This window comes from Paenibacillus sp. FSL R5-0519 (assembly GCF_037974275.1).
Lineage (GTDB): Bacteria > Bacillota > Bacilli > Paenibacillales > Paenibacillaceae > Paenibacillus.
The window spans coordinates 4,253,885-4,271,500 of the sequence record NZ_CP150234.1 but is presented as its reverse complement, the minus strand read 5'-3'; the positions used below and the strand labels follow the sequence as shown (position 1 = coordinate 4,271,500).

At 44.9% G+C, this 17,616-nt stretch carries 15 protein-coding genes; 8 read left to right on the top strand and 7 right to left on the bottom strand.

Annotated elements, in window-relative coordinates:
- Positions 1-18: 18 nt before the first annotated feature.
- On the bottom strand, positions 19-441 hold the full coding sequence (locus MKY73_RS19155; protein WP_339303051.1) for a MarR family transcriptional regulator: 423 nt from the start codon (positions 439-441) through the stop codon (positions 19-21).
- Between the two features lie 258 nt (positions 442-699).
- Between MKY73_RS19155 and MKY73_RS19150 the strand changes: the two genes are divergently transcribed.
- Complete coding sequence (locus MKY73_RS19150; RefSeq protein WP_339303049.1) at positions 700-1,173, top strand: RbsD/FucU domain-containing protein; 474 nt, start codon at positions 700-702, stop codon at positions 1,171-1,173.
- A gap of 4 nt (positions 1,174-1,177) precedes the next feature.
- On the opposite strand, the gene MKY73_RS19145 is transcribed toward MKY73_RS19150, so the two are convergent.
- From MKY73_RS19145 to MKY73_RS19130, 4 genes are read right to left on the bottom strand one after another with little or no spacing between them, the layout of a single operon-like run.
- The gene (locus MKY73_RS19145) at positions 1,178-2,296 is read right to left on the bottom strand and encodes a GerAB/ArcD/ProY family transporter (protein WP_339303048.1); all 1,119 of its coding nucleotides are present in this window, start codon (positions 2,294-2,296) and stop codon (positions 1,178-1,180) included.
- A gap of 3 nt (positions 2,297-2,299) precedes the next feature.
- On the bottom strand, positions 2,300-2,518 hold the full coding sequence (locus MKY73_RS19140) for a hypothetical protein (protein WP_339303047.1): 219 nt from the start codon (positions 2,516-2,518) through the stop codon (positions 2,300-2,302).
- A gap of 39 nt (positions 2,519-2,557) precedes the next feature.
- Positions 2,558-3,706 carry a Ger(x)C family spore germination protein gene (locus MKY73_RS19135; protein WP_339303046.1) on the bottom strand — a complete coding sequence of 383 codons (1,149 nt, stop codon included), beginning with the start codon at positions 3,704-3,706 and terminating at the stop codon, positions 2,558-2,560.
- The gene (locus MKY73_RS19130; RefSeq protein WP_339303045.1) at positions 3,703-5,148 is read right to left on the bottom strand and encodes a spore germination protein; all 1,446 of its coding nucleotides are present in this window, start codon (positions 5,146-5,148) and stop codon (positions 3,703-3,705) included. The genes MKY73_RS19135 and MKY73_RS19130 overlap by 4 nt, the downstream gene beginning before the upstream one ends.
- Before the next feature lie 215 nt (positions 5,149-5,363).
- Between MKY73_RS19130 and MKY73_RS19125 the strand changes: the two genes are divergently transcribed.
- Entirely contained in the window at positions 5,364-5,894 is a 531-nt protein-coding gene (locus MKY73_RS19125) for a GNAT family N-acetyltransferase (protein WP_339308664.1), read from the top strand.
- 76 nt (positions 5,895-5,970) lie between these two features.
- The gene (locus tag MKY73_RS19120; RefSeq protein ID WP_339303044.1) at positions 5,971-6,591 is read left to right on the top strand and encodes a TraX family protein; all 621 of its coding nucleotides are present in this window, start codon (positions 5,971-5,973) and stop codon (positions 6,589-6,591) included.
- 116 nt (positions 6,592-6,707) lie between these two features.
- Here the strand turns inward: MKY73_RS19120 and MKY73_RS19115 are convergent, their stop codons facing one another.
- Entirely contained in the window at positions 6,708-10,418 is a 3,711-nt protein-coding gene (locus MKY73_RS19115) for an amino acid adenylation domain-containing protein (protein WP_339303043.1), read from the bottom strand.
- Between the two features lie 46 nt (positions 10,419-10,464).
- Positions 10,465-12,207, bottom strand: a complete 1,743-nt coding sequence (locus MKY73_RS19110; RefSeq protein WP_339243008.1) for a methyl-accepting chemotaxis protein — start codon at positions 12,205-12,207, stop codon at positions 10,465-10,467.
- A 509-nt stretch (positions 12,208-12,716) separates the two neighbouring features.
- Between MKY73_RS19110 and rpiA the strand changes: the two genes are divergently transcribed.
- The 5 genes from rpiA (at position 12,717) to MKY73_RS19085 (ending at position 17,597) form a co-directional block, all read left to right on the top strand.
- Positions 12,717-13,388: a ribose-5-phosphate isomerase RpiA gene (gene rpiA, locus MKY73_RS19105; protein WP_339241340.1), complete on the top strand. Its 672-nt coding sequence runs from the start codon at positions 12,717-12,719 to the stop codon at positions 13,386-13,388.
- 25 nt (positions 13,389-13,413) lie between these two features.
- Complete coding sequence (locus MKY73_RS19100) at positions 13,414-14,013, top strand: GNAT family protein (protein WP_339303042.1); 600 nt, start codon at positions 13,414-13,416, stop codon at positions 14,011-14,013.
- Between the two features lie 15 nt (positions 14,014-14,028).
- On the top strand, positions 14,029-14,490 hold the full coding sequence (locus MKY73_RS19095; protein ID WP_339241344.1) for a MarR family transcriptional regulator: 462 nt from the start codon (positions 14,029-14,031) through the stop codon (positions 14,488-14,490).
- 287 nt (positions 14,491-14,777) lie between these two features.
- Complete coding sequence (locus MKY73_RS19090; protein WP_339303041.1) at positions 14,778-15,872, top strand: cobalamin-dependent protein; 1,095 nt, start codon at positions 14,778-14,780, stop codon at positions 15,870-15,872.
- Positions 15,873-15,887: 15 nt separating this feature from the next.
- On the top strand, positions 15,888-17,597 hold the full coding sequence (locus MKY73_RS19085; protein ID WP_339308662.1) for an ATP-binding protein: 1,710 nt from the start codon (positions 15,888-15,890) through the stop codon (positions 17,595-17,597).
- Positions 17,598-17,616 lie beyond the last annotated feature (19 nt).

Below are 17,616 nucleotides of genomic sequence, written 5' to 3'. Positions count from 1 at the left end.
CCCCCTGAGTTGTGATTCTTACAAGTTGCGATTAATGAGGGAAAGAGTATGTTTAAATGCTTCCATCTGGTCTTCGGATATACCTTCTGCAAGTTCTTTATTCATTTCTCTTTCGATCGGAACGAGGATATCGATTAACGCTTTGCCTTCCTTGGTGAGGTATAACAGATAGGCTCTGCGATCGTGTTCACTGGTCCGGCGTTCTACCCAACCTTTTTTCTCAAGCAGATCAATAATCCGGGCAGTGGTGGGTTGGTCTTTGAAGACACGTGAAGCCAGTTCTTTCTGATTCACACCTTCCCCCCGGTCAACATTAAACAGCACAGAAAATTGCTCTGTTGTAATATCATAAGGTTTGAATCGCATTGCGAGTAGGGCTACCGCTTTACGATGCGTGAAACCCAACATGAATCCGACAGACTGCTCCAGTGTGTAGTCCATATAATTAACGAGACCTCGCTTTCCATCATAAAAAGTTCTGAATTAATTAATTGTTATAACAACTATATGTGAAACAAGTATTTTTGTCAAAATGAAATATTCCATATCAGTCAAGCCTGAACACTATGCATGGATTAAAAAATACTGTTAGAATGGTAATGAAATCGCTTCAATTCAATGCAAGTTCATCGTGCTTTTGAAGAATGGAGAAAACCAATTCCTCTAACCGATGTTGGAGAAGACCAAGGAGAGCTGTGTGTGCTGAAGAATATCCCTGCAATAATTCCTCCAGAGTTGCTCAAAATCATGTCTGAAATGGGGCATGGGGACGAGCTGGTGCTGGCTGACGGCAATTTCCCGGCAGCGAGTCATGCCAAGCGACTGGTGCGCTGTGATGCACTGGGAGTTGTCGAACTATTGGAAGCCATCCTGCAATTATACCCACTGGATACCTATGCTGAGCGTCCCGCTGCTGTCATGCAGGTTGTAAAAGGAGATCAGGTGGTACCGATCATATGGGAAGACTACCGCCGTTTAATTGAAGAATATGAAGGCATCACGGATGCATTGGATTATGAAGAGCGATTTGATTTTTATAAACGTGCTTCGAATGCCTATGTGATTGTTGCAACGGGTGAGCGTGCACAATATGCCAATCTGATTCTGAAGAAAGGCGTCATTTTCCCTGATGCTGATCCTGGTCAGCAACAACAGAACGCTGAATCAAACTGAATATTTATGGCGACGGAGCAGCAGATGCTTTGGTCGCCTTTTTATTTTTTCCATTGCGCATCCAGTATACCAGAACGTACAGGATCGGCATGGATTCAACAAGTACAGTGTAAATTGGAATTGCGTACGAACGAATGGCCAGCTCGTACGACGTAGCGTCTTTGGCATATTGAAGCACAATGGCGGCAGCCGTTCCTCCAATCAGATACACTACAGATTTTTGTTGCCTAACCCCACTCAATTTGGAAAGACAGACGGAAGCTACGTACAATAGAAATGAGCTGCGAGTGAACATCGTTGTTGACCATATCGCAATCAGAACAGGATCAAGGTTATCCAGGAAATCTCCGTATCGAGCAAATCGGACCATCTCAAGCAAAGGGTAGCGGAGACTAGCGGCAACATATGGGCCAAAATTCATCAATGTGAACATCCAGAATATAATGATAAATACAACAACGGTGCTGCCGGCGAATAACATGCTTTTCAACATAGAACGCCTAAAAGCAACGACTGGTGCGAGAAAAAGGAACAACATCCATTCGGAGAACCATGGCATGGTAGACAGAGACCCCATCATGATCTCACCCAGATCATGATGGGTTGCCATCGCAAGCAGAATTCCGGGATTGCCCCCGCCTCCAACCGCTGGAATAAGTAAGGTGGACGTAAACAGCTGCACCAGAAAAATACCTTCTGCCATAAATACAATGGTAACCAATCCTGAACGCGCAGTCAGGCAGATGCACAGTAGAGTAAGGGTGGATGTTAACCAAATCGGAGTTTGTGGCAGATACATCGATTGCAGGAAGATAATGAAATTTTCCACATCAATGGATAACAGGTAGATACACAACAGTACAATTAATCCGATATAAAAGCGATGCACAACCTTGCCCACAATATCCTCTCCATAGGAGATCCAGGGTTGATCAGGATTAATGGAACCCAAACGGTATGTAAAGAACAGAAAAATCAGACTAATTAAAAAACCGCCGATGGTGGACAGCCATCCCTGATAGCCGCTCATTTTGAACAAACGTTGCAGGAGGAAGGCAACAGGTTCGGAATACAGGTAAACAAACATGAAACGGTAAGCCTGTCCGGCAGTCAGATGGTTCATTGGTTAATCTCCTTCCTTATGAATCATAGGATCAGCCCAGCCGAAGACCCATTGAATGATATCATTGGGATTAGGCCATGCTGACCAGCTTACTGCGAGCGTGTTCCATACGAGAAACAGACCAAGCAGGATAAAATAGGCAAGTCTGATTGCTTTTTTGCTGGTTTTTACTGATGACCAGTCCAGTAAATACAGTCCTGCAAATACGATAACGGCTATCACGTATGTAACCTCCTTGAAAGAAAGGAATTCCCGTGCAAGCTAGAAGCTTGACTCCGAGCCGACAAATTGAATGTTGATATTCGTCTTGACGGTAAATTGCAGATCATTTTTCACATAGTTGACCCAAGTGGGCCGGAGCTTCTTCCATACTTGCGGGTGTCTCCATTCCAGTCGGTATCCGAGCCTGAGTATATCTGCACCTTGATGTTTTGCGGTTTGCAGGGCACGGGTAAGATGAGCATTCACTTTGTCATTAGCGGCTTGTTCAATATCCTTTGTACCGACAATGTCTTTGGCTTTAAGGACGGGAATAACCGAGTTCAACTCGGCTTTACCCGTCAAGTTAATGATGAAATGGGGTTCACCATTCTGAAGTTTTGCCTGAATATCAGAGCGCATGTCATACAATGTCATGCTTGCTTTTTGTTTTTTGGTTCTAACCGAGAGGGTCAGTGAATCCAGATTCTCCCCTGCCCACGCAACAGCACGTGCCTCATCGGCTGAGAGTGTCCCGACCATGTGCATCTGTCTGAATATGGTTCCTCCGATCTGGCTGACCCACTTTTTGGATTCGCCTTCTTCACTGACCATGGCCGTTTTTTTGCTGCCTAACATCGATGTGGCGAATCCCTGATTCATTTTATCTGCTGTAAATATGCTTAACATCTGTGTTTTCAAGAGATTTTCCTCTGTGGAAAATTCCCTTAACACATCACTCGGTGTTTCCTCAAATACCGGAGTCAGATCCGAAATATCCTTGGCTCTGCCACTAGTAACCATTACGTAGCTGCTCAGGTGGAACAGAGGCTGGCGTGCAATCCATTCCATCGTATCTTCAATGCCTTCACGTGCGTATGCTTGTCCAAACACAATCACCCGCGTATGACCCCATGAGATTTTACGGGTTAGGTCAGTCTGGATTCTCTCCATGGCGTCTGCAATGGTTGGTGCTGTCGCAGAAACGGCTGCATAAGGTTCTTTGCCTGATCCTCCCCCTTCGGGCGAAAGACGATTGGGGAGCGGCATGCTCAGTGTAACTTCGATCTCTCCCTGGGTTGCCGCTTTATCCACGTACATGGCGGTGATGAAGGTACGCTCGTTAATCTCAACTTTGGACCAGCACCCGGTGCATAATAGACAGCAGATTAGAATGACGGCAAGGTATAGAGGAGGCTTTTGAAACATCATGGTGTATCCTGCCTCCTTACATTATCGGTCGTATAGGCTTTCGTTCGTTTTTTCATCATGAACCAGGGTACCCGAATAAACGTATCCTTGAAATCACGCAGTACGAGTGGGGCAAAAGGCTGCATGTATGGAACACCAAATGAACGCATGCTGACCATATACCAGTACAAGAGGTAGATTGAAATGACGACACCGAACAGGCCCAGTGTTCCACCCATTAGCAGTACAGGAAAGCGCAGAAGCCGAAAGGCCAATCCCAACTCGAAATGCGGAATAATAAAGGCCGCAATGCCTGTAATGGATACAACAATAACCAATGGAGCAGAGACGATACCTGCCTGCACAGCTGCTTGTCCTATGACAATGCCGCCAATGATAGAAACCGTCTGCCCTAGTGGCTTGGGAATCCGTATGCCGGCTTCACGTAATCCCTCGAAGGTGATCTCCATGATGAGGGCTTCAATTAATGCCGGAAAAGGAATGTTCTCTCTTGCGGATGCAATGGTGATGAGCAGATTGGTGGGAATAATCTCGGGATGAAATGTAGTGACCGCTACGTATACGGAAGGCAACAGGAAAGCAATGACGGCGAACAGCAAACGGATCATTCGAATAAATGAAGCGGAATGGAACCGCTGGTAATAGTCCTCGGACGATTGCATCAAAGAGAAGAATGTAACTGGAATGAGCAGCGAGAAGGGTGTTCCATCCTGCATGACCCCGATTCGGCCTTCTACCAGTGCTGCGGCAACAGTATCCGGTCTTTCGGTATATTGATATTGTGGAAAAGGAGAGAGTGGGTGATCTTCCAAAAATTCTGAAAGATAACTGACACCAAGGCTGCTGTCCATATCAATCTCACCCAGACTGGTTAAGACATTTTCCAAAATGTCAGGTTTGCATAAGCCTTGAATATATATGACAAATACTTCGGTTTTGGTATATTTTCCGATGGTGAATTTGATCATTTTGAAATCGGGATGTTTAATTTTGTGTCGCAATAGAGACATATTTACATTGATATCTTCGATAAACGCTTCCTGTGGGCCAACGACGACGACTTCATTTGTTGATTCAGGTACGGAGCGCTTCTGATAATTCTGGATTGAAAAAATGATCATGCCAGACATGCCTTCGACATGGAGTGCTGCATTACCGGTTACGATATCATCTACCAACGTATCAGCTGAATCCCTGTACTGGTTTTCGAGTGAAAAAAACGTTCCACTCACGACTTGTGTAATAAAATCGGGACCAACTTCATTCCGTGCAGCCTCTTCAAGCAAAGGCTTCACAATAGCTTCTCTCATAATCTGTGTATCGACAATGGATTGGATATAGAGCAGGGTACAGTGTAAAGGTCCAATCTGAAGCGGCTGGTAGATCATGTCTGCCACGCCGATCAGGCGTGATTGCACCTGTAGAAGAATGCTTTCTTTCATAAGTTTCTTCCTCCCAATCAAAGAATAGTCCAGTCTCTGTCAGTTATGAGTGATACTATAGTGTGCAACGCTTCGACTGAAATATACTCCGAAGGATGAATATTCGATATCTCCAGAGAATTGCCCAAAGATACTACAAACTTTGATGCAGATGATGAATGGGGAAAAGGGAAGGCTTGTTTTACAATATTAAGAGATATACCAACGATGAGACATTGGTCTCCATCCCAAGGGAGTTGAGTGGAGTGAAACATCAAATTAGACAAGCGGGTCTTCCAGATTGCAATGAAGTGGGTCGATTATTCAATGAGTACAGGATGTTCTACAACCAAAAGGCTGACATTGAGGCAGCACGTCAGTATATTAAAGAACGAATGGAACGCCATGAATCGGTGATTTTGGTAGCAGAAACCGATGTGGAGAGTGATCAAGGGAAAGGTGACTGTAATGGTATGCCAAGTTCGCATGGCTTGAGTTGTACCGGATTTGTTCAGCTGTATCCCAGTTTCAGTTCGGTATCGATGGGGCCAATCTGGGTGCTTAATGATCTATTTGTGCATCCGGATTTTCGTCAGAAAGGCATTGCAAGAAAACTGCTGCAAGCAGCCAAGCAATTGGCATCTGAGCGTAGAATTCTTCGTATATCACTCTCTACTGAGTTAAGTAACACGCAAGCGCAAGCTTTATATGAATCCGAAGGATATGCACAGGATACCAAATTCATGTATTATGAAATTAATGTATAAGAGGGTGCTCAAAAAAGACGCATGATATAAATGAATGGCAGACCCGTAATAGGGAACGAGGGAGGGGAGTCGCAACATGATGCAGTGGATTGCCATGATCACGATGTTAATTGATCATATAGGGGCTGTCTTTTTTCCACATATTATAGAGTTGAGAATTATAGGTCGTATCGCTTTTCCAATCTATGCTTTTGCAGTGTATATCGGTTATAAACATACACGAGATGTACAAAAATACATATGGCGTCTGTTCTGGATTGCGATAATATCACAAGTGCCATTCATGGCTGCGTTTAATCATTATTCTCTGAACGTGGTCTGGACATTGTGGTCTGCCCTGTTGGTACTATTCGTTATCGACAAACTGCCATCCCGTCTGCTGGGTATTCCAATCGTCATTGGGGCAGGTTGGTTCATGGAAATTAGCCAAATGGATTACGGAATGTACGGGTTGTTATTGGTTCTGTTATTCCGTTATTTCCAAGGTCCTGTGCTTGTTATGGCACATGTTGTGTTGAATGCACTATATCTTCTGCTGCATCATAGCTCTGTGCAAATGTATAGCGTGTTGGCCACCGCTGGTATTGCTGTTGCTCAGTATTACCAAGCAGGATTCCGGATGAAGGGGCCACGTTGGGTCTGGCGCTATTTCTATCCAGCTCACCTCGCCGTCATTGCAATCATTCGCTGGATATAAAAGAATGGTCCAAAAATGCAAAGTGAAGAAGCCATATTATCGTCTGTGAATGACGATAATATGGCTTCTCTTTGTGTGACCATATTTTATTAATAAATGCTGATGGTAGAGTGAACTTACTCCATTGCTGTAGAAGTGCCATACTGGCGCCGAATTGCGGCGGGGAAATACCCAATCTGAACAGCGTAGTCTAACATGACGGAGATGAATCGATCATCTGTTTTTGCACATGAGATTCCGGCAGGTTCCACATAAGCCGTTGTGACAGGGCAAGCATAGACATAAGCTGAATCCTTCGCTCCGTCGCCTTCAAGCTGTGCAATAGCCAACTGAAGAGCTTCCGGCTCCTTGCTGATGCTGGCATCGAACAGCCAACGGGTGTACTCGGCAAAAGGAAGTGTCTCGACATTGTAACCAGCCCGATTCACAGAACGGATCAGCTCATCATAGCGGATCGGCTCCGGATTACAGATGTGGAACACACGGCCGGCTGTATCCTGACGTAGGGCCAGATGAACAATGGCTTCACTTGCATAGTTGATCGGTGTGAAATCAACCATCCAGTCAGCCGCAGGCGCTTTGCCAAGCAATAACATGGCTTTGATCATGCGATAGAAGGCATTACTATCAATATTGGACTGGAAGCGTCCAGTTTCCGAATGGCAAGTTAGATTACCTGCACGATAAATGCTGACAGGTACACCTTCCTCGGCCGCCATCATGAGTACTTTCTCGGCTTCAAGCTTGCTGTCCGAATACAGGTTGTCCACATGCAAGTCAGCCGGGAACCGATCATATTGCAGGGAGGATTCCCATTGTCCGCTGAGTGCGAGATCTTCCGGAATGCCCATCGTGGATACATGGTGGAAGGAGGCCCCAGGTTTGCTACGAATTAGATCCAGCAAGGCGACCGTTCCTTCCACGTTTGTTTTGGCGAACTGATCGGCATCTCCAAAATGACGTACGTCTGCTGCACAGTGGATGACACGATCAATTCGTTCATGGACATAAGCCGTTTGTTCAGTCGAAAGACCGAGATTAGGTTGTTCGAGATCCCCTTCAATAATCTCCACGCGGGAAGATAGTTGATCAGTCAGTTGTTTGCCGAAATATCCTTCCAGCACGTTAGTCAAACGTTCCATTGCAGTTATTCCATTGGATGGCCGACGGACCAGCGTGTAGATTCGTGTACTGGAATTCAGAATTAACTGTTGAAGCACATGAGAACCCAGATAACCGGTGGCTCCGGTCAGTAACACATGCTCAGGTTCACGAATGAGCGGATACCCCAACTGGGACGTTAGTTCCACAGGGTGTTCGGATAATTGTGTGATCATGTCATCCGTCACCGCCGAATGCGTTACTTCTGCTGTACTTTGAGACAGTACTTCCACGCGACGAGCAAGAGCACGGACTGTTTTCTCGGCAAAGAAGTCGGCAATTTTCAGCTGCGGGTAATGTGGCTTCAGAATGACGAGTACATGAATGACCCGGAGTGAATCACCACCGATATTGAAGAAGCTATCTTCGACACCGAAGTCGTCGTGTTGAAGAATTTCTTTCCATGCATCCAGGATAATGGATTCCGTCTCTGTCTCCGGCAGAACCCGGTCAGGGCGGTCTTCATGTCGTTCCACATGAGGCAGGGATGCCATCGCTTTGCGATTGATTTTTCCAGTCGGTGCAATCGGCATTTCATCCAACTGACAGATCCACTTCGGTACAAAATAAGAAGGAAGTTTCGCGGTCAGTGCTGCCTTGATGTCCGAAACAGAAAGGGTACTGCCATCTTTTGATGTAAAATACCCAACCAGCATATTCTGTCCATCCGATTCTTTCTTTGGAATGACCGCAACGTTCTGAATCTGATTAAGCCGTGCAAAGTGATCTTCAATCTCGCCGATCTCAATGCGGTGACCGCGAATTTTAAGCTGCGAGTCACTGCGACCAACATATTCCAGTAACCCGGTATCCAGCAATTTGGCAATATCGCCAGACTTGTAGATTTTTTCACCTATTGCAAAAGGGTTCTCAATGAATGCTTGCTTTGTACGTTCTGGCTGATTCAGATAACCTTTGGCCAGTGCAGGGGTAGCGATATATACTTCACCAGGTACACCAGCAGGACAGAGCTGTTGTTCTTCATTCACAATGTAGACTTTGTAGTTATGAATCGGTTTACCAATGGGGATGTTCACCACATGTTCTGGAACCTGCTCACTGATGCGGTGAGTGGCTGTAGCTACTGTACATTCGGTAGGTCCGTACACATTAACAATATCAATCTGGTTTCCAAATTTACGCTGGAAGGCACGAACCTGTTCACCATAGAGCGCTTCTCCGGCTACAGTAATGATTCTGACTTTGGCCAGCTTGTGGAAACCTTCATCGGATAAATAGGAAGCAAGCTGATTGAAGAAAATCGTAGGCAGGATCGTAATGATCGTTGTTCCTGTCCGTTCAATTGCACTTGCGAATTCTTCAACAGATACACGTTCTTCCGCAGACAACAGATATAATTCTGCTCCATAGAACAAGGCGCCAACGGTATCCCACACGGATGCATCGAAGCTGTATGTAGCAAACTGGGTTAATACATCACCTGGTTGAATGTCACAATCACGTTGAACCACACTGCCAAGATTGGTTACACCCCGGTGGGCAATCAGCGCCCCTTTGGGCTTACCGGTCGACCCTGACGTGTAGATAATATACGCAAGATCATCTGGTTGAATATCCAGATTGGGGTTGCTTGCTGCAAATCCGGCTAGACGACCATCCACAGAGAGAATCTGACGGACCGTAGCTATACTGGAGAACAAGCTGGAAGCTTGTGCAAAAGAGGCTTCCGTTGTCAGCACGAATGAAGACGCCGTATCTTCCACAATATAACTGTTACGTTCTGTTGGATGCTCAGGGTCAATTGGAACATATGCACCCCCTGCCTTCAGAATACCCAGCAGGGAGATGATGGTCTCCAGACTTCGATCCATAAAGATACTGACGAATTCACCTTTCTGCAATCCATTGGATAACAGAACGCGTGCAACCTGATTCGCTCGTTCATTCAATTCTCTGTACGTATAACTTTGGGATGGTGATGTTATCGCGGGCGAATCCGGATATGCTGCTGCTGTTGCTTCGAACCAGCCATGGACCGTCTGATTCTCTGGTTCGAGCACGGAAGTATCATTCATCTCCCGGTATAACAATCGATCTGAGGCGGAAAGAATATCCACCGTACCGATCGCTTTCTCACCGTCACGAACGAGGGCGAGTAGAAGAGTCTGATAATATTCTGCATATCTCAGCACGGTAGACTCTTTTAACAGTGAACTATCATAGAACAGATCAAGGATGAGCATGTTCCGATCATCATCTCGAACATTCCAATTTAATATTTGTGGTGCTTGAGGCAACTGTACGCTATTCAGCATGAACAACGTTTCAGGGTATCCACCGTTTTGCAACGTGTATTCAATCTTGAGCTGCTCTGAAACCTGATGACATAGTTGGTTGAAGGTCAATTTACCCTGAATCTGTAAAGAAAGATAGGAAGCTGCCTGATCGGGGGCAAGTATACCTATGGCAAGTTCCTGTTCAGCTGACAATCGGTATAACAAGGCTGCATAAGCTGAGAGGAGTACCGGGTACACCATCTGTTCTCCAAACTTCTGTTTAAGATCACGGCTCAGAGAATCATGTAATGTGATTTGAGCAGACTGATAAGAGAATGATTGTTGACGTCGCCCAAAATCCAGTGGAATCTGCAGAACGGGCAAGCTAGATTCCATGGAATGGCTAGAAGATGGTTGGTTTTCAATCACTTCAGTTATTCCTCCTTGGTTCAAACCGAATGTTTGTGGATTTGAATTATTGTTTGCTTACATTGAAATGAGAGATTAGTTCTTGGAGTTCCTCAGACATGCTGTTAAGGCGTGTGGAGGAGTCTACCAGTGTGATCAAAGATGCTTTTTGCTCATCAACAGATGAGGAAATTTGTTCACTGCTGTTTGCAGTCTTGCTTACGCTTGAAGACAAGTCCTCTGCTGTAGCGGTCATTTCTTCAGTACCCGCAGAGATTTCTTCCGTCGCGCTTGATACTTCCTGAATCTGATTAGATACTTTTTTCGCTGCTTCTAAAATGTCTTCGAACAGTTGACCTGTTTGATCGGCTACGCTGAGCCCTGTATCTACTTCTGACGTACCTTGTTCCATAGCACGTACAGCTTGTTTGATTCCAGCTTGAATCTCCTGGATCAATACGCCAACCTGGCTGGTCGCTTGTTCAGACTGCTCAGCAAGTTTGCGTACTTCACCTGCAACAACTGCAAATCCTCTTCCTTCTTCACCAACACGTGCTGCTTCAATGGAGGCATTCAGGGCAAGCAAGTTTGTTTGGCTGGAGATTCCCGAGATAATATTGAGAATATCGCCAATTTCCTGTGAACGACTCTCCAGAACCTCAATGGCAGAAGCAGTATTCTTAACCGATTCGGTAATCAGGTTCATCTGTTCGGATACTTGACGGACAACGCTGTTACCTTGTTGTGAGCGACGTTCCATTTCATAGGCTTCATCCGCTACACTAGCGGAGCTGGTGGCAATTGTCTGGATTACAGTAGCCATCTCGGACATGGCACGTGCACTATCTCGGGTTGCCTGTTCCTGTGAACGAATGTTGGAAGTGATTTGAGTTACGTTGTTATTGATAGAATCTGCATTGTCACTGTTGCGTTCGGAAACTTCATATAGCTCTTTGGCAGACTGATTAACTTCTTGTGATGTGATTTGCACTTTAACGATAGTATCGTTGATTTTGCGAACCATGGTGTTGAACTTCTCATTAACGAGTCCCAGATCGTCTTTGCCTGTCGGAATGTTGACATTCAAATTACCCCGACTGACGTCATCAATTCCTTTGATCAAATGACGGATAGGGGAAAGGGTGTTTTTAACCACAAGGTATTGGATAATCAGGAATAACAGCAAGAAAGCTACAAGGATGATAATTCCGTTTTTTAGCAAGGAGTTAAGTCCTGCGGGTACGGCTGATGCATCTGCATCAATGGCAAAATATGAGAAAATCTTACCGTTACTGTCTTTGATCGGATATGCAATGGTTGTCCAAGTTCCGAAATCATCGGAATAGAATGTGGTGAATGTAGGGCGGTCCGTATTAAGCATTTCTTTGAGTGCGTTGGCTACAACGACCGGCTGCTCATACATGTCACCGATATTTACGTTCTCACTTTGAAAAGCCTCTCTTAGGTTGGTCGGCATCGCTACAAGGGAAGTTAATCTCTTGTTATCGCCACCGAGCTCAACACCGAAGATGTAGGCTTGTGCAATGTTAGGATAATATTCTTGCATTTCATCAAAATACGCTCGTAATTTTGTTTGTGCTGCTCCATCATAGCTGCCTTCCGCAATAGCAGCTTGTACCTCGGCAGGATTGATATCTTCAGCCCATTTTTTGGTGATTTGTTCCACCTGTCCATGCAGTTGATCAACAAGAACTGTTTTTTGAAAATAGTAACTGCTTGCGATAAGTGCTACCCCGATGATAATGATATTGGTAAATGAGAGTAACAAATTTTTGGAGAAAAACGACATGCTTTTCCAACTTAATGATTTCACTAAATTCCACTCCTGATCTTCTTTAAATTAAGAAACTTTAGGTTGCTTTGGTACAGTGAACTAGATCATTCCGGGATCCCCTCCAAAGGAAATTTATGCGACCATGGTCTTGGTTTATCAGTCGCTTTCGTAGAGACTTATGTACCGTATGAACCATAGGTGTCTAATTATTAAAACACATCTATAATTAATATGTCGTATAAAATGTCGTTAAATTGAATAGTATCGTTAAAATTTTTTTAATATTTTACGTATTTATGGACATATCAGATGGTTTATAGGTATTTAGAACTGTTTATTTTAAAATTTCCCATTTTTTAGCTTCATTCTGTATTCTATAACATGGTGGGTAAAAAAACATCCTTCAACAAAACAAAAATAAGATGGCAAAGATGCAACAGAAGGCACGGATATACATCGGAAGCGGTTTTATCTATAATAACTACATATGCATTTCTCAAATTATGAGCAGCGGGGGTTTATAGATGAATCTTAAACAGATAGCAGCAGAGCGTGCGGCGGAATATGTTGAAGATGGAATGAAGGTTGGATTGGGTACAGGTTCAACCGCTTATTATGCCATCTGCCGAATCGGTGAGCGGGTACGTGATGGATTGAACATTCAAGCGGTTGCCACTTCAGAGGCTTCGGACAAGCTTGCCCGTGAATGGGGGATTCCTATCATTCCATTTGACCAGATTGGACGTCTGGATCTGACCATTGATGGCGCTGATGAAGTAGATCCCGAATTTAACCTGATCAAAGGGGGAGGCGGGGCTCTTTTGCGTGAGAAAATCGTGGCGGCCAATAGTGACAAATTGATTATTGTAGCGGATGGCAGCAAGGCCGTGCAAAAGTTGGGTAAATTCCCGCTTCCGGTTGAAGTTGTTCCATTTGCTTCGGAGTGGACCTTCCAGGCCCTCGAAAAATTGGGGTGTCAACCACAGTGGCGGATGGATGGACAGCAACGTTATCTGACAGACAACGGAAACCTGATAGCGGATTGTCATATGGAAGCGATTGATCACGCCGCGAGCCTTAATGTTCAATTGAACATGTTACCAGGTGTTGTTGATAACGGACTTTTTGTGGATATGGCGAGCACAGTCATTCTTGCCCAAGCGGACGGCAGTATAGAAGAGCTCCATCGTTCTTAATATGGAAGAGGGTGCGTTACATCTCATGACAGAACTACCCATCGTGGATGGTGAACTTGTTCTCCGGTGTGTGGAGAAAAAGGATCTGAAAGAACTCTATGAATTGATCTACTGTGATGACGCACCTGAATGGAAGCAATGGGATGCACCTTATTACCCACTTAAACACGAAAGTTATGAAAGTTTCGAACAAGGTATGCTCAAACGATTGGACGTTGATGCAAGTGATTCCAAACCGGTATCGATCCGTATCATTGAATCCGACAGACAAATTGTGGGCACGATCAGCTATTATATAGAAGATGAGTTATCCATGTGGCTGGAAATGGGGATTGTAATATACAGATCTGCCCAATGGGGACGCGGGGTTGGTACACGTTCACTTGTCATGTGGTCAAGTCATTTGTTCGAACATCTTCCTTTGGTTCGCGTTGGACTGACTACTTGGTCTGGTGATGAACGAATGATGCGTGCGGCCGTAAAAGCCGGATTACAGGTGGAAGGGCGAATGCGGAAGTGTCGTATCGTTCGTGGGGAGTACTATGATTCAATTCGTATGGGAATGCTCCGTGAGGAGTGGGAGCAGAAGCTGGCTTCTCATACGAGCCGAAATGTAAACAACTGATGGAGGATTATTGAAATGCTGAACACGGAGGACAACCGGGAACTGTCTTTACAATTATTCGTGGTTCTTGTTCGGGCCTACAATTCTGTGACCTCACGTTCCAATCGGGACATCCAGAGTCACGGACTGAATACGACAGAATTTGGTGTGCTTGATTTGTTATATCATAAGGGACCGCAGGCATTGCAAAAGATTGGTGAAAAAGTGCTAATGTCCAGTGGTAATATTACGTATGTTGTAGATAAGTTGCAAAATAAAAATCTGCTGTTTCGTCGACCATCCAAGGAAGATCGGCGTGTCATTTACGCTGAGTTAACCGATGAAGGAAGAGAATTGTTCACACAGATATTTCCTCAACACCATCAGGTCATCATCGATGCTTTGGAAGGACTTGATCCTTCCGAGAAAGTGGATGCGATTCGGATGTTGAAGAAGCTGGGACTGGCGGCAGAAGGGAAAACTGACTTGCGTTCATAACGCAGGTCAGTTTTTTTGTGGAACCAAAAGTAAAGGCTTATACTGGCTGACTGGCTTGCAAGGCCCTCCATAATATAGGAAGATTGTTCTATACATGCATGGCGTAAAATACATGATCATCAAAAATTCATGTATAATGGAACAGAACTTTTTAGAGCGGAATGGATGGATTGGTTGGATCAAATAGAAGAACCTATCCCGATTACAAGTTAGCTAACATTGATCTCATTCTGGATAAGTCACGAATGATGATGGAGATGTGATGCGGGTAGAGGAGGGGTGCATCTATGAGTTATCAAGAAGCAGGAGAACGTTTACTCCAGGAATCGGGAAACTTAGCTGATAAAATAACGGAGAAACAGTACCTTAGACAGCCCGATTTACTTGAGCGATTTGGTGAGAACGGAAAAATGCGAACCAAACAGGATTCTCAGTATAGCTTGAACTATTTGGCAGAAAGTGCGCTCTTACAGAGTCCGGGCCTGTTTACTCATTATATTGCCTGGCTGAAAGTTCTACTTGAAGGTTACAAGGTATCACAAGAAGACTTGGCGATTAATCTCAACCTGATTAAAGAGGCATTGGAAGAAGAATTTGACCATCCGTCAAAGGCACTTCTGCTCGATTATCTGGAGATGGGAATATATAGAACAACACAAATGGAGTCACAGGCGGGTTATATTAACGAATCCATGCCATATGGAGATGCTGCGCAATCGTACTTGCAGTGTTTACTTGAGAATAAACGGAAAGAAGCCTTCGAGATCATTGAAGCTCAGTTAGAAGCTGGGGTGACGATTCGTGATATTTATCGATATATTTTTCAGCCTACCCAATATGAAGTCGGACGATTGTGGCAGAATCATCAGATCAGTGTGGGGCAAGAGCACTTTTGTACGGCTGCGACCCAATCATTCATCTCACGTCTCTATTCTCGCTGGTTGACTCATGCGGGTCAGGGTAAAAGGCTGGTTGCCACCTGTGTAGGCAGTGAACAACATGAGATCGGACTGCGTATGCTCACAGATGTGTTCGAGATGGAAGGCTGGGATACGCACTATCTGGGAGCCAATGTTCCTAATGGAAGTGTAGTCGAGGCTATAGAGCGCCATCAGGGTGATGTTGTTGCGATTTCAGTTACGATGACGTATCACCTTCATCTGGCCAAAGAATTGATTCAACTGATTCGTCATCATCCGGCAACGGCACATGTGAAGATTATGGTCGGGGGATATCCTTTTAACATTGATCAGGATTTGTGGAAAACGATAGGAGCCGACGGTTATGCTCCGGGAGCCGATGAGGCAGTTGCAGTTGCAGAACAATTATTGGCTCAGCCAGCTACATGCAATCATCTGGATATGGATATGGTTAGGGATTAGGAGAGGGATGATGTGATGTCTACTGAGAACGGAGAGATACAGAGGCTGCGCAGAACGATTGAGCAGTTATCGGATCAGATGATTCGGAGCAAAGAGCAAGAGGAACGGATACTCGCGGAGTTCTCGGATATGAATAATGAACTGGTAACACTCCAGCGTCTGCTTGCGAAGAACAATAATAGTCTTGAAGCTGCACGTCAGCAAGCAGTAGATGCAGGGGAATCCAAAAACGCATTTATTGCAGGCATCAGTCATGATTTTCGCACGCCATTAAATGGCATATTGGGGATGGCTGAGATGCTTAAGCTGTCCCCCTTGTCTGAAGAACAGGAGACTTCGGTTTCCGTTATACAGGATGCTGCCAAACTGCTACTTAAGTTGATTCAGGATCTTCTGGATCTATCCAAACTTGAGGCGGGTCAGATGCGGCTTGAACGGGGAGAAGTGGATCTGCAAGAGACGATAAATTATATTGTTCGTTTGCTTGAACCCCAAGTCAGAAAGAACGGCAATCGGTTATCAATAGACTGTGACCCCGGCATCTCCAATCTTCTTGAAGGGGATTCAACGAGGATTACGCAGATATTGATCAATCTCATTCAAAATGCGAACAAATTCACATCAGAAGGCTCTGTACAGATACGAGTCACTCTTAGTAAGGATGATGTGAACAAGCAAATCATTCGATTTGAAGTTGAAGATACAGGGATTGGTATTTCGGAGGAAGATCAGACCCAGTTATTTCAACCCTATGTGCAGACAGAACGAGGACGCTCGAGAGAGTATGAAGGGACAGGGCTTGGATTATCCATTTGCAGATCACTCGTTATTCTAATGGAAGGTGAGATTGGAGTAGAGAGTCAGGAGGGTGAAGGATCAACATTCTGGTTCGAACTTGCACTTGGCAAAAAACACGTTAATCAGGCCGTGAATGAGTCTACTACTCCCACTCCAGAGTATCAGAGGGAGGCTATGCATGATGAAACTGCTTCTGTATCCGTATTACTAGCCGATGATAATGTCATCAACCGGCAGCTTGTTATGCTGCAGCTCAAAAAGCTGGGAATAACCCAAGTGGATTCTGTAGTGAATGGGGAAGAGGCCGTTGCAGCTTTTCACAGCAAAAAATACAGTTTGATTCTCATGGATTATATGATGCCATTAATGGACGGTTTGGAAGCAACACGCCAAATCCGCTCCTTAGAAATGGATGAAATGCGCCATACCACACCAATCATTGCAATGACAGGTAATGTTATGCAGGGAGAGAAAGACAAGTGTATGGAAGCCGGGATGAACGACTTTATTGGCAAACCCTTCACACTGGAAGTACTGAGTAAGATGATCCAGAAGTGGCAGCAATCCTCCGAAGCGACAGAGGTACTGAATATGAGCATCGTGCATGAGATTGCGGAATTAAACACCGATGGTGATCGCACACTCCTTGGCATGTTGTTGGACATGTATCGTACCGAAACACCTGGCAAAATTGAGGTGCTGCGCAGAAATATTGTGTCTGGCGACCATGTTGCTGCTACTGAAATAGCCCATGATCTGAAATCAGGGAGTCTGAGTCTGGGGATTCGTTATTTATCAACTTTGTTTGCCCAGATAGAGCAGTTCGCGAAGGAAGGTCAATCACGGAAAGCAGAACCTTTGCTGGATGCTTTGTTACCTGCCTACCAAGCCGCCTGTGCGTCACTGCAACGAGTAAGTAAAGATTGATGATATCTCAATAAGGAAA